Genomic DNA, 13,503 nt, shown 5'->3' on the forward strand with positions numbered 1-13,503 from the left:
GTGTCCCTTCCATGGGTGGGGGGAACTGCGGGGGGATTACCGGGCCCTCACGGTGAGGACGCGGTCTTCTCCGGCGACGAGGTCGAGGGGCTCGGCACCGGAGGAAGTCCTGAGTTCGACGCGGACGGTACGGTTCGGCCGGAGAGCGGCGGTCACCCGGCCGTCCGGGCTCCAGGTGAGGTCCAGCTCGGCACCGAACCGCGTGCGCACTCCGCGCAGCGTGCCGCCGGGGTACGCCGCCGGCAGCGCGGGGAGCAGCACCAGCCGGCCGGGGGTCGACTGCACGAGCATCTCGATCAGCACGGCGGGCAGGGTGTGCGCGGCGTCGGCGTTGTAGACGTCGCGCTTCGGGTAGTGCGCGCTCATCAGGGAGGCGTGGAAGAAGTCGCCGTCGAGGACCTGGCCGAGGGCGTGGGCGACGCGGCCGCCGTCCCGGAGCCGGGCCGCGATGAGCGCGTGGTGCAGGTGGCCGTGCGCGGAGTCGTTCTCGGCGCCGCGCAGTTCGAGGGCTCGGTGCGCGGCGGCCGCGAGCTCGGGGGTGTCGTAGGGGGTGATCTCGTCGAGCGGCCAGACGCCGTAGAGGTGGCTGAGGTGGCGGTGGTCGTAGGAGTCGTCCAGGCCCGGCCAGGCCCATTCGGCCAGGGCTCCGTCCGCGTTGACGCGGTGCGGCGGGAGCCGGTCGGCGAGGGCGTGCCACCGGCCGGCGTCGGGGCCCGGGTGGTAGGCGGCGGCCGTGCGCAGGGCGTGGCGGGCCGCGGAGAGATCCATGGCCGCGTTGAGGGTGCCCCAGCTCGCGTTGGCGGGACGGTTCTCGGGTGAGTAGGACGGGACGACGACGAGGTGGCCGTTCTCGTCCGTCCTGGTGAGGAAGTCCTCGTAGAACAAGGCGACTTCGGCGAGTGCGGCGGCGGTGCGCGGGTCGCGGGTGCCGTGGGTCTCGTCGTGGTCGACGAGCGGCTTGAGCAGCCAGTCGGCGCCCGCGGTCCACAGGTGCAGCGGGTACTCGCGGTTGTAGTGGTACGCGTGCCCCGACTCGCCGTCGGTGTGGGCGGGGGCGACCACGCCCCGGGTACCGAAGACGGCGCGGGCGTTGTCGCGCCAGTCGGGGAGCTGGCGGGCGATCAGGTTCGCGTGGGCCTCGGTGACCTCGGGGAGGGCGGCGGCAGCGGCGGAGGCCGTCTGGAGGTTGAGGTTGGCGTCGTTGGTGAACGCGCCCGACCAGGCGGTGTTCCAGTCGCCGGTCCACAGTCCGGTCAGGCGGGGCGGGAAGAGGCCGCTCGCGGAGAGCAGGTGGTAGCGGCCGGCGGCGAAGAGGCGCTCCAGCAGGGCGGCGCTGCGGGGCTGCTTGAGCAGCTCCGAGCCCGGCAGGGCCCGTTCGGCGGGGTCGGCGGCGAGGTCGAGGGTGACGCGCTGGTAGGCGGTGCGGTGGAGGGCGACGTGGCGGTCGAGGAGTTCGTCGTAGTCGGCGGGCAGGCCGCACAGGGCTCGGCCCTCGGCGACCACGTCGAGTTCGCCGGTGTGCCGGTGCACCCGGGTGAGCAGCAGCACGGACCGGGCGCCCTCGATGTGCACGGCCGGGGGCACGAGGGTCGTCGTGCCGCCTGTGACGGTGACCTGGGTGACGCCGGTGCAGGCCCGGTCGCCGTCCGGGTAGCGGGCGCGCAGGCTGAGCAGGGCGCCCTCGGGGGTGAGGACGGCTCCGTGGCCGATGCCCAGTCCGGCGGGGGCGCCGGGCAGCCGGTGGTCGAGGTCGATGCCGAGGGTGAGACCGGGGCCGCTGACGTGCTGGACGATCACGTCGTCGGCGCGGGAGACGAAGACCCGGCAGGTCCAGCCGGCGCAGGTCGCGCTCACCACGCCGGTGGTGAAGTCGACGTCGCGCCGGTAGTCGTGACGGGCGTCGGCGGGCCGGCCCAGCCGGACCTGGAAGGCCGGGTGGAAGGGCCGCACCCATTGGAGCGGGCGGCCGTCCGTGAAGCTCTCGGCGGCGGCGGTGTCACCCGCCAGGAGGCGGTCCTGGAGGGCGGGGAGGTCGGCGGCGAGCTGCGGGGGCCGGGTGTCGCCGCCGCCCGGCCGGACCAGGGCGTGGTGGGTGACGATGACCCGCTCGGCGTTCGGGTCGCCGAACACGAGGGCGCCGTGGTGGCCGTTGCCGCTCAGGAAGGCGTCCTCCCAGCGGGCGGCCGGGTGCGGCTCCCAGGTGCCGTGGACGGGGGCGGAGGCGGAGGCGGTCATGACCGGAGTACCGCCGCCCCGTAGCGGCCCAGGGTGATCCGGTCGGTGACATCGGTCCCGGTCAGCAGGTCCCGGTGGGTGCCGGGCACCTCGACGGTCACCGGCTCGCGGCCGTGGTTGAGCACGAACAGCACCTCGCCCCGGCGTACGGCCTCGACCTGCTCGGGGAGGCCGTCGAGCACCGGCCGGACGCCCGCGTCACCGGCGATCCGGGCCAGCAGATCGCGCAGGGCCTCGGGCTCGGGGAGCGTGGAGACGTACCAGGCCCGGCCCTTGCGCAGGACGGCGGGCATGCCGTCCAGTTCGCCGCCCTTGTAGCAGGTCGTGCCGTCGGGGTCGGCGGGCTCGATCTCCTCGGACCACAGCGTGCCCCGGAAGCCCTCGCACGCGACGGTCTCCCCCGCGTCCAGCGGCCACCACTCGTGCAGCGTGCGGATGCCGAACAGCTCCCGCAGCCGCGCGTCCATGCCGCCGGTGCGCACCCGGTCGTCCTCGTCGGCGACGCCGGTGAGGAACCCGCAGACCAGCGTGCCGCCCTGCCGCACGTAGGCGAGGAGGTTGTCGATCGCCGCGTCGGTGAGCGCGTACAGCTGCGGCACCACGACCACCGGGTACGGCGTCAGGTCGTGCTCGGGGTGGGCGAAGTCGGTGGTGAGGTGCGCCTGCCACAGGGCCCGGTGCCAGGCGCGCAGGACGTCCGGGTACTCCACCTGGCTGGACAGGCGGCCGTCCTGGGCACCGGCCCACCAGGCGTGCCAGTCGTGCAGCACGGCGATGCCGGCGGTGAGGTGCCGGCCGGTCACCTCGGGGGCGATCCGCGCCAGGTCCGCGCCGAGCTGCTTGACCTCCTGGTACGTCCGGCCCTCCTCCCCGGCGTGGCCGACCATGCCGGAGTGGAACTTCTCCGCGCCCTGCCGGGACTGCCGCCACTGGAAGTAGCAGACGGCGTCGGCGCCCCGGGCCACGGCCTGGAGGGACCACAGCCGGTTGAGGCCGCGCGGCTTGGGGTGGTTCACGCCCCGCCAGTTGACCGGCCCGGCGGCCTGCTCCATGAGCATCCACGGTCCCCGGGCCTGGGAGCGGGTCATGTCCTGGACCAGGGCACCGCTCTGGGCGCCGAGCGGGTCGCGCGGGTCCGGGTAGAGGTCGACGGAGACGACGTCCTCCTCCTCCGCCCAGCGCCACGCGTCCTGCCCGAACCACAGCGGCATGAAGTTGCTGGTGACCGGCAGGTGCGGGGTGTGGCGGCGGACGATGTCCCGCTCGGCGGTGTAGCACTCCAGGAGCATGTCGGAGGTGAAGCGCCGGAAGTCCAGGACCTGACCGGGGTTGCGCATGTAGTGCGGCAGGCGGGGCGGCAGGATGCCGTCCCAGGTGTCGTAGCCCTGGCTCCAGAAGGCGGTGCCCCAGGCCTCGTTGAGGGCGTCGAGCGTGCCGTACTTCTCCCGCAGCCAGCGGCGGAAAGCGGCCGCGGCCTCGTCGCCGTAGTCGAAGGTGCAGTACTCGTTGTTGATGTGCCACATGGTGAGGGCCGGGTGGCCGCCGTAGCGGGCGGCCAGGTCCTCGGTGATGGCGGCGGCGTAGCGCCGGTAGGTGGCGCTGGAGTGCGAGAAGTGCTGCCGGCCGCCCCACCACTCGGTGCGGCCGTCCTCGGTGACCGGCAGGGTGTCGGGGTGCAGCCGGCCCATCCAGGGCGGGGGCGCGGAGGTCGGGGTGGCGAGGACGACGCCGATGCCGCCTGCGTGCATCAGGTCCATCAGCGTGTCCAGCCAGCCGAACTCCCGTGCGCCCGGCTCCGGTTCCAGCGTCGACCAGGAGAAGACGCCGAGGGTGACCGAGTTGACGCCGGCGGCCTTCATCAGCCGGACGTCCTCGTGCCAGGTCTCCTCGGGCCACTGCTCCGGGTTGTAGTCGCCACCGTAGAGGAGACGGCCCCGGGTGGCGTCACGCAGGCCGGGCCCTTTGCGCTCCGGCATCAGGCGGGCTCCCCGTACTGGACGCCACGCCCGTTGGTGGCGACGTAGACCCGGCCGTAGACACGCGGGTCGCCGGTGATGGCCGCGCCGATCCAGCCCCACTGGTGCTGGTCGTCGTTGACCCGCACCCAGCTCTTCGCCTCGTCGTCGGAGCGGTACACGGCCGTGATGGTCTCGGTCGAGCCGACCATGTAGACCGCCGGGTAGGAGGCGCCCTCGGCGGCCTTGCCGAAGCCGAGGGTGTACGAGGACCGGCAGCTGCCGACCTTGGTGAAGGTGGCACCGCCGTCGGTGGAGCGGTACAGCCCGTTCCCCTTGAGGCTCAGCCACAGGTCTCCGGACCGCCCGGGCGCCGCGGCCAGCTGGAACTCGGTGTCGCCCGAGTTCAGGCCGGTGGCCCGGGCGGTGAAGGTCCGGCCGCCGTCGGTGCTGGCGTGGAGGGTGCCGGTGGTGGTGTCGAAGGCGTAGAAGCGCTTCGGATCGACCGGGTCCGCGACCGGGGCGGCGCCCTTCGGGTAGGAGGCGATCTCGGTCCAGGTGGCGCCGTTGTCCGCCGAGCGGTGGGCCGGGTACTTGGTGCCGTCCCAGTGCGAGAAGGACCACAGCAGCACGCTGCCGTCGGCGTTGGCGGCGATCGGCCCCGGCGCGTCCTTGGCGATGGCGGGCTGTGCCTTGAAGGGCGCCCAGGTCTTGCCGCCGTCGTTCGAGTAGGCGCCGTTGCCGTGGTCGCCCCAGCCGGACCGGACGACGTACGCCGGCTTGGCCGCGGCCTGGGCGAGTCCCGTCGCCGAGCCGAAGACCGGGTTCGACGCCATGCCGCGCGAGGGCGATGCCGTGAGCGACTCGTGGTACATCACGCCGATGTCCCCGTTCCCGCTGATCAGATGTGCCTCCCCGGTCGGAGGCGAGATCAGCTGGCGCACGGACGTCTCCTCCAGTCCGCGGATCTGCGGGGCCCAGTTCCTCAGGTCCCGCGTGCCGTAGAGAGTCGCGCCGGTGCCGTAGACGATGTGCCGCGAGTCGTAGGGGTCGAGGCCGACGGCCTGGATCCACCAGCCGAACTTGGGCTTGTCGGCGCCGAACGTGAGGAACGGCGTCTCGGAGACGTCGAGGACGGCCGTGTCCTTCAAGGACGTCCAGGTGCGGCCGCCGTTGGTGCTCCGGTACAGGGTGTCGATCAGCGACCAGCGGTTGTTGGTGGAGACGACGACCGTGCCGGGGCGACGGGCGTCGACGGCGACGCCGCCGTAGCCGAAGGAGTCGGTCCCGCCGTCGCTCGTCGGCCCGCCGGGCTTGACCGGAGTGACCTCGGTCCACTTCCCGTTCGTCGTCCGCAGTTTGTGCACACTGCCGTCGGACTGCCCGTTCGGGCCGGGAGCGTTGGCGTACGTCACGTACAGCTCGCGCGTGTGCCGGTCGTACGCGGCCCGCACCGGGACCTTGGCGGCGGTGCCCCCGGGCTGCCCGGGGACGGCCTTCCAGGTGGTGCCGTCGGAGGTTCGGTAGAGGTTCGCGGAGGTACCGTCGGAGTCGCCCCAGCCGGCGTAGACGGTGCGGCCCGCGGCGACGAGGAGCGTGATGCCCTGGCCGGTGTCGCTCGGCGCGGCCGGGAAGCTCGCGGCCTGCCACGTGGCCCCTCGGTCGGTCGACTTGAGGAGCCCGTCGTGCCGGGTGCCGAGCCACAGGGTGTCGCTGTTGCACGGGTCGACGAGCAGCCGCTCACCGCACCCGCGCCCGTCCTCGTTGGCCCCGAGCTTCACCGTGAGGTCCGTGCGCTTCCAGGTGGCGCCCCGGTCCTCGGACCGCAGCACCGCCCCGTTGCCGGCCCAGGACTGTGCGTACGTGCCGAGGGAGAGGTACAGCCGGTTCGGATGGGCCGGGTCGACGGCCATGGCCTCCACACCGAGCAGGTTCCAGTCGTCCCAGCCGATGTGGTCGGTCAGCGGGATCCACCGGTCGGTCCGGTCGTCCCAGCGGTAGGCACCGCCGATGTCGGTCCGGGCGTAGGCGAGGCCGCGGACCGAGGGGTGGAAGAGGGCACCGGTGACGAAGCCGGTGCCGCCCATGACCGCGGTGCGCCAGCGGTAGGCGGGGGTGGCGGCTCCGGGCGCGCTCTCGGCGGCGTACGAGCGCGCCGGGAGGAACGGGACGCTGGTGAGCGCGGCCGCGGCCGCGGTCCCGGCGAGAACGGCTCGTCTGCTGAGGTGGGACGTGCGCATGACATACCTCGTTGTTCTCGGAAAGGGGGGAGTGAAGCGTGCTGAGGGGGGCTGTTCCGGCAGGCGGAGCCGCATGCCGGAACAGCCACGACGCCCCCGCGGCCGGTGACAGCGGTTCCCCGCCCGTGATCCGTCAGGGCGTCAGCCCTTCACCGCGCCGGTGAGCATGCCCTTCTTGAAGTGCTTCTGGACGAAGGGGGAGAGGACGGCGACCGGCAGGAGGGCCATCACCATGACGGCCATCTGGAGGGCGAGGGCGGAGAGCTCTCCGGTGTTGACCTGGGCGGCGAGCCCGACCGGGCGTTCCTGCTTCTGGACCAGCTGGATCATCACGTTCTGCAGCGGCATCATGTCCTGGTCGGTCAGGTAGATCGACGCGTTGAACCAGGCGCTCCAGTAGCCGACCGCGTAGAAGAGCGCGATCACCGCGAGGACCGCCCGCGAGAGCGGCATCACGATCTTCCACAGGATGCGCCAGTCGCCTGCGCCGTCGATGCGGGCGCTGTCGATCAGTTCCTGGGAGATGTTCATGAAGAAGGCGCGCAGTACCAGGATGTTGAACACGCTCACCGCACTGGGCAGGATCAGCGCCAGGTAGGTGTCGGTCAGGCCGAGGGCCTGCACCAGCAGGTAGGTCGGGATCAGCCCCGCGCCGAAGAACATCGTCGCGAGCAGGGCCATCAGGATCCAGCGGTGGCCGAGCGAGCCGACGCGGGAGAGGCCGTAGGCGCACAGGACCGAGACGGTCATGCTGAACAGCGTGCCGACCAGCGTCACACCGACGCTGACCAGCGCGGCCCTCTGCACCTGGCCGCCGCTGAGGAGTTCCTGGTAGGCGATGAAGGTGATGCCCTTCGGGATCACCACCAGGCCGCCCGCCTCGTCGATGGTCTGCTTGGACTGGAGACTGGTGACGATGACGATCCACAGGGGGAAGAGGATCGAGAAGCAGGCGATGCCAAGGACGAGTCCCTTGCCCGCGAGCCCGGCCTTGGCCGGCTCCTCCTCCCAGGCCGGGCGGGGCGGGGCCGCCCAGGGGCTGGGCTTCTTCACCGGCGGCTGCTCGCCGGCCGGCTTGTCGAGGACGGCACTCATTTCTTGTACACCCCCTGCTCGCCCATGAGATGGGCGACCTTGTTCGCGGTCAGCACCAGGGCCAGGCCCACCACGCCCTTGACGAGGCCGGCGGCAGCGGCGTAGCTGAAGTCCTGGTTGCGGATGCCGTTCCACCACACATAGGTGTCGAGGACGTCGGAGGCGCCCGGTCCCACGGCTTGCCGTTGGAGCAGGAACTGCTCGAACCCGACGGTGAGGGCATCGCCGACGCGCAGCACCAGCAGCAGGGCGATCACCGGGCGCAGGGCGGGCAGGGTGATGTGCCAGATGCGCCGCCAGCGCCCGGCACCGTCCATGGCGGCGGCCTCGTACAGGTCGTTGGAGACGGACGACAGCGCGGCGAGGAAGACGATGATGCCCCAGCCGGCGTCCTTCCAGATGGTCTCGAACGTGACCAGGTACTTGAAGACCTCCGGGTTGGTCATCAGGTCGAAGCCCTCGTAGCCGTGCTGGCGGAGCGTCTGCGCGATGATGCCCGCGCCGCCGAAGATCTGCATGAAGACCGTGACGACCAGGACCCAGGAGAAGAAGTGCGGCAGGTACATGACCGCCTGGGCGACCGCCCGGACCCGGGGCCTGACCACACTGTTGATGAGCAGCGCGAGCAGGATCGGGATCGGGAAGTACAGCACCAGCTGGAGGAAGAAGAACATGAAGGTGTTCTGCACCGCGTGCCAGAAGGCCGAGTCCGCGAAGATCCGCTCGAACTGCTCGACGCCGATCCAGGGGCTCTCGAAGATGGCGACGAAGCCGTTTTCGCTGAGGTACGGGTCGTAGTCCTGGAAGGCGACCACGTTGCCGAGGATCGGTATGTAGTTGAAGACCAGTACCAGCAGCACGGCCGGCAGCGTCATCAGGAGCAGCGTGCGGTCACGCTTGAATCTGAGCCGGAGACTCAGCTTCCCGGAGACCTTCTCGCCCCGGGGCGGGGGCCCGGCGGTGCCGGACCCCTCCGGAGTCTTCGCGCTGGTCTGCGCCTCGGTCTCACTCCGAGGCACCGTGCTGTGCGACACGGCCTTCTCCTTGCTTCAGCCCCGGGTCACTTCGCCGAGCCGTTGTCGTCGAGCAGCTTCTTGTACCAGTCGCGCAGACCGTCGCCGCCCTTGCTCTTCCAGTCGGAGACCGCCTGCTGCACGTCGCTGATCTTCTTGCGGCCGCGCACGACGTCGTCCTCCAGCTGCTCGAAGTCGTCGGCGAGGTTGGCCCAGCGGTTGGGCTCGGTGACGGTCAGCCCGAAGAAGGAGGACTTCTTGGTGAAGGCGCCCATGCGCTGCTGCCACTCGACCATGCCCCGGGCGACGTCGGGGAGGTCGGGCTGGGCGATGTACGGGGCGGGGTTGCCGGTGTAGTCGAAGGCGCCGTTGACCTCGTTGATGCCCTGCTGGGTCTTGGTGGGCAGGCCGCCCTTGAACTCGTAGTCGGTGCCCTCGACGCCGTAGGCGGTGAGCATGAACTCCTTGGTGCCGTACGGGGCGGCGCAGAAGTTGCAGAGGGCGAGGAAGTCCTTGATCTGCTGCTCGGACGCCTTGTTGCTGACGAAGGTGAAGATGTTGGCCGGCTGGCTCGCCCAGAGCGTGGGGTCGCCGCCGTCGGGACCGAATATGTCGAACGCGGCCATGTCGAAGTCCGACTTCTTGGTGCCCTGCTCGGCCGTCTTCCCCCACCAGTCGGAGATGTTGTTGTTGTAGACCAGCACCTCTCCGGCGGTGAAGCGGTTGCCCGAGTTGCCTCCTGCCTTGCCGTTGACCGCGTCCGGGTGGACCACCTTGGCCGCGTAGAGCTTGCGGACCCACTCCAGGGCTTCGAGGTACTCGTCGGTCTCGATGCGGTTGATCAGCTTGTCGCCGTCCATGTTCCACCACAGCGCCTTGTCGCTGCCGGGCAGGACGCCGAAGACGTTGAACGCCGTCCACTTCATGTCGTCGCAGGCCCAGAGCTTCGACCGGGCGTCGGTGGCCTCCTTGGCCCAGGACAGGAACTCGTCCGGGCTCTTGGGGACGCTGTAGCCCTTCTTCTTGAAGAGGTCCCTGCGGTACATGGGCGCGATGTCGGTGACGTAGGAGCCGGGCATCGGGATCGCGCGCAGCTTGCCGCCGAAGATGCCACGCTGCCAGGCCTCGGTGGGGACGGCCGCGAGGTTCGGGTACTCCTTGACCTTGTCGCCCGACAGGTACGGGCCGAGGTCGGCGAACTTGGCGTTGACGGCGCTGGGGATCCTGCCGTTCAGGTTCCAGCCGGGCACCACCACGGCGTCGGGGATGTCACTGGAGGCGAGGACCGCGCCGAGCTTCTGGTCGTAGGTGACGCCGTCCTGGTTCTGCCAGGCGACCTTGACGCCGATGGCCTCGTTCATCGCGGTGTAGTAGGGGTTGTCGCCCTTCGGCGGGGTGCCCCAGAAGGGGGCCATGATCTTCAGCGTGCCGCCGCTGCCGAGCTTCTTCGGCACCGAGGTCTTCAGGTCGGCCGTCGGGATCGCCTTGGTGAAGCCGGCCGCCGAGCCGTTCTTGGCGGGGATGTCCGGCGCCACGACGCTGGACGCCACGAACGCCGGAAGGAGCTTCTCCGCGTCCTTCCCGGACGTGGCCCCGTCCTTCTGTCCTTCCTGACCACCGCCACACGCGGCAAGCAGCGGCATCCCCCCCGCCACCGCTGCGGTGGCGACCGCCGTGGAGGAGAGGAAACTTCTCCGGCTCGGTCCTGAGGAGGCGGAGGCGGCGTTCGGCGTCATTGCGTCAACCCTTCATGGCGCACCAGGACACCCGGCGGTGGGCCGTCGGCTGCGGTGTCTTGAGTGGAACTGGCTGAGCCGAAGCGATACTCCGACGCGTGAGGAGGAATGCGCACCACCTGGTGGCGGACTTCACAGTCGAAGCGCTTCGATGTTGCTGCGAGGTTAAGTGAACACCCAGGGGCGCACAAGGGGCGATTCCAAGATTCCTCCGAGGTATGCACGATCGCGACCTGACACATATGCCGCTTGGAATGCCACCGAATGGCGCGAGTTGTTGTGCCGAGGTCCCTTGACACCCGCCCCCACGTCGAATGAGCATCGAAGCGCTTCGAAAGCGCCTCGCCGCTCCATCGCAAAGGGATTCCCACGTGACCGCACACACGCCGCCCATGCCGCCGTTCCGCGATCCGCGCCTGCCGTTCGCGGAGCGGATCGACGACCTCCTGTCGCGGCTCACGCTCGAGGAGAAGACCGCGTTCCTGCACCAGTTCGCGCCCGCCGTGGAGCGGCTCGGCGTCGCCGCCTTCCGCACCGGCCAGGAGGCCCTGCACGGCGTTGCCTGGATGGGCCCGGCGACGGTGTTCCCGCAGGCGGTCGGCCTCGGCGCGACCTGGAACCCGGAGCTGGTGCGGCGCGTCGGCGACGCGGTGTCCAAGGAGGTCCGGGCGATGCGCGCCAAGGACGACCGGGTCGGCCTCAACGTGTGGGCCCCGACGGTCAACCTCCTGCGCCACCCGCTGTGGGGCCGCAACGAGGAGGGCTACTCGGAGGACCCCAAGCTCACCTCGGCGATCGCCACCGCCTACACACACGGCCTGCGCGGCGACCACCCCACCTACTGGCGCACGGCACCCGTGCTGAAGCACTGGCTGGCCCACAACAACGAGACGGACCGCTCCACGACATCGAGCTCGGTGCGTCCGCGCGTGCTGCACGAGTACGACCTGAAGGCCTTCCGCGAGACCGTCGAGGCGGGCGCGGTGGGCGGGGTGATGCCCGCGTACAACCTGGTCAACGGCCGCCCCAACCACGTCTCCCCGTACCTGGCCGAGCACCTGCGCGCCTGGACCGAAGAGGAGCTGCTGGTCTGCTCGGACGCGGGCGCGCCGAGCAACCTGGTCGACTCCGAGCACTACTTCGACACCCACGAGGAGGCCACCGCCGCCTCCCTCGTCGCGGGTGTCGACAGCTTCACCGACCACGGCACGGACTCCGCGCAGATGATCGGACGGCTGCGCGGTGCCCTGGAGCGGGGTCTGCTGTCCGAGGCCGACCTCGACACGGCCGTCCGCCGGCAGCTCTCGGTCCGCTTCCGGCTCGGCGAGTTCGACCCGGAGTACGACCCGCACGACGCGACCAGCGAGTTCGACACCCCGGCGCACCGCGCCCTCGCCCAGGAGGCCGCCGAGCAGGCGGTCGTGCTGCTCAAGAACGACGGAGCGCTGCCGCTCGCCCCGGACAGCCGGATCGCGGTGGTCGGGCTGCTCGCCGACGAGTGCAAGCTCGACTGGTACAGCGGCACGCTCATCCACCGCACGACGCCGCTGGAGGGCCTGTACGAGCGGTTCGGCGCGGACCGGGTGGAGTTCGCCGAGGGGGTGGGCCGGGTCCGGCTGAAGACCTCCGGGGGCGCGTTCCTGCACGTGCCGGTGGCCGAGGAGGCCGCCGACGAGGTGCGCGGCGCCGAGGGTGCGCTCGACCCGGCGCTCCTCGCGGGCCGCACCGACCTGCCCGCGCTCACCACCGACGCGACCGGCACCGAACTGGCGCTGGCCGACTGGGGCGAGGGCGTCCTGACGCTGCGCGCCCCCGACGGCCGCTACCTGTCGGTAGCCGAGGACGGCTACGTCCGCGCCGCCGCCGACCAGCCGGGCGGCTGGGTCGTCCAGGAGACGTTCAGCCTGGAACCGCACGGGAACGGGCACCTCCTCAAGCACCTGGGGACGGGTCGGCACGTATGTGTCTCCGCCGACGGCGTGAAGGTTGCCGACGAGGATCCCGAGGTCTTCGAGCTGGTCGTCACCGAGCGGGGCGAGGAGGCGGTGGCGCGGGCCGCCGCGGCGGCCGACGTGGTCGTGGTGGTGGCGGGCAACGACCCGCACATCAACGGCCGCGAGACCGAGGACCGTACGACCCTGCGCCTGCCCGGGCAGCAGGAGCGGCTGCTGCGGGCCGCCCGCGCGGCCAACCCGGCCACCGTGCTGGCGCTGGTCTCCGCCTACCCGTACGCCGTCGACCCGGCCGGTCTGCCCGCGGTGCTGTGGACGGCGCACGGCGGCCAGGCGGCCGGCACCGCCCTGGCCCGCGTCCTGGCCGGCGACGTCTCCCCCGCCGGGCGCCTCCCGCAGACCTGGTACGCCGCCGACACCGACCTGCCCGGCCTCCTCGACTACGACGTGATCGGCAGCCGCCAGACGTACCTCTACTTCGAGGGCACACCCCTGTTCCCCTTCGGGCACGGCCTGTCGTACGCGTCGTTCGCCTACGGCGATCTGGCGGCCCGGGTCGAGAACGCGACGGTGCGCGTCTCCTTCTCCGTCACCAACACCGGTGAGGTCACGGCCGACGAGATCGCCCAGCTCTACACCAGGGCCGTCGACCCGTCCGTGCCGCGTCCCCGCCGCGAGCTGCTGGACCACCGCCGCGTCACCCTCGCCCCGGGCGGGACGGCCGAGCTGAGCTTCGAGGTCCCGCTGTCCGCCTTCGCGTTCTGGGATGTCGCCCAGGACCGGTGGCGCGTGGAGCCGGGCGCGTACGAACTGCTCGCCGGGGCCTCCAGCGAGGACGTCCGGCTGCGGACAACCGTCACGCTCGACGGCGAGCCCACCCTGCCGCGCCCGGCCGTCACGGGCGGTCTGGCCCCGGCCGGCTTCGACGAGCAGAGCGGCATCGAGATCGTCGACCGGACGAAGGTGTCGGGCGACGCGGTGACGCCGACGGACGCGACGGCGGGCGAACTGCTCTACCGCGCCTGCGACTTGGGGCGCGGCATCTCCGGCGTGACGGTGGAGGTGGCCGGTGAGGGCTCGGTCGAGCTGTCCCTCGACGACGGCCCGGCGCTCGCGGTGCTGTCGACCGCCGCGCCCACGTCCGGCCCGTACGACTACGTCTCGCTCGGCGCGGCCGTCGCCGCCGCGGGCGTCCACGATGTGCGCCTCAGGCTGCGCGGCCCGCTGCGGCTCGCGCACGTCGGCTTCTCCGGTTGAGGGTCCGGAACAGGCCGGCA

7 protein-coding genes are annotated in these 13,503 nt (G+C 71.5%); 1 reads left to right on the plus strand and 6 read right to left on the minus strand.

Translation table 11 applies throughout. The features are described from left to right. Positions 1–36: 36 nt before the first annotated feature. The 6 genes from ACZ5TL_RS18690 to ACZ5TL_RS18715 form a co-directional block, all read right to left on the minus strand. The gene (locus tag ACZ5TL_RS18690) at positions 37–2,235 is read right to left on the minus strand and encodes a glycosyl hydrolase family 95 catalytic domain-containing protein (protein WP_468590975.1); all 2,199 of its coding nucleotides are present in this window, start codon (positions 2,233–2,235) and stop codon (positions 37–39) included. Next, on the minus strand, positions 2,232–4,211 hold the full coding sequence (locus tag ACZ5TL_RS18695; RefSeq protein ID WP_468590976.1) for a beta-galactosidase: 1,980 nt from the start codon (positions 4,209–4,211) through the stop codon (positions 2,232–2,234). The genes ACZ5TL_RS18690 and ACZ5TL_RS18695 overlap by 4 nt, the downstream gene beginning before the upstream one ends. After that, on the minus strand, positions 4,211–6,430 hold the full coding sequence (locus ACZ5TL_RS18700) for a 1,4-beta-glucanase (RefSeq protein WP_468590977.1): 2,220 nt from the start codon (positions 6,428–6,430) through the stop codon (positions 4,211–4,213). Before ACZ5TL_RS18700 ends, ACZ5TL_RS18695 begins: the two co-directional genes overlap by 1 nt. 141 nt (positions 6,431–6,571) lie before the next feature. Further along, complete coding sequence (locus ACZ5TL_RS18705) at positions 6,572–7,525, minus strand: carbohydrate ABC transporter permease (RefSeq protein ID WP_283970316.1); 954 nt, start codon at positions 7,523–7,525, stop codon at positions 6,572–6,574. Then, a complete protein-coding gene (locus ACZ5TL_RS18710) occupies positions 7,522–8,559 on the minus strand; it encodes an ABC transporter permease (protein ID WP_468590978.1) in 1,038 nt (345 codons plus the stop codon). The genes ACZ5TL_RS18705 and ACZ5TL_RS18710 overlap by 4 nt, the downstream gene beginning before the upstream one ends. A 26-nt stretch (positions 8,560–8,585) precedes the next feature. Next, positions 8,586–10,274 (minus strand): extracellular solute-binding protein, encoded by a 1,689-nt coding sequence (locus ACZ5TL_RS18715; protein ID WP_468590980.1) that lies wholly within the window; start codon positions 10,272–10,274, stop codon positions 8,586–8,588. A gap of 371 nt (positions 10,275–10,645) precedes the next feature. On the opposite strand from ACZ5TL_RS18715, the gene ACZ5TL_RS18720 reads away from it, so the two are divergent. Beyond that, positions 10,646–13,483: a glycoside hydrolase family 3 C-terminal domain-containing protein gene (locus ACZ5TL_RS18720; protein ID WP_468590982.1), complete on the plus strand. Its 2,838-nt coding sequence runs from the start codon at positions 10,646–10,648 to the stop codon at positions 13,481–13,483. Positions 13,484–13,503: the final 20 nt, after the last annotated feature.

The sequence above is a fragment of the Streptomyces sp. NPDC033136 genome (genome assembly GCF_055578235.1).

Coding starts and splice junctions, on each gene's coding strand:
- ACZ5TL_RS18690 (WP_468590975.1), bottom strand. CDS start 2,235: ATGACCGCCTCCGCCTCCGCCCCCGTCCACGGCACCTGGGAGCCGCAC.
- ACZ5TL_RS18700 (WP_468590977.1), bottom strand. CDS start 6,430: ATGCGCACGTCCCACCTCAGCAGACGAGCCGTTCTCGCCGGGACCGCG.
- ACZ5TL_RS18695 (WP_468590976.1), bottom strand. CDS start 4,211: ATGCCGGAGCGCAAAGGGCCCGGCCTGCGTGACGCCACCCGGGGCCGT.
- ACZ5TL_RS18715 (WP_468590980.1), bottom strand. CDS start 10,274: ATGACGCCGAACGCCGCCTCCGCCTCCTCAGGACCGAGCCGGAGAAGT.
- ACZ5TL_RS18705 (WP_283970316.1), bottom strand. CDS start 7,525: ATGAGTGCCGTCCTCGACAAGCCGGCCGGCGAGCAGCCGCCGGTGAAG.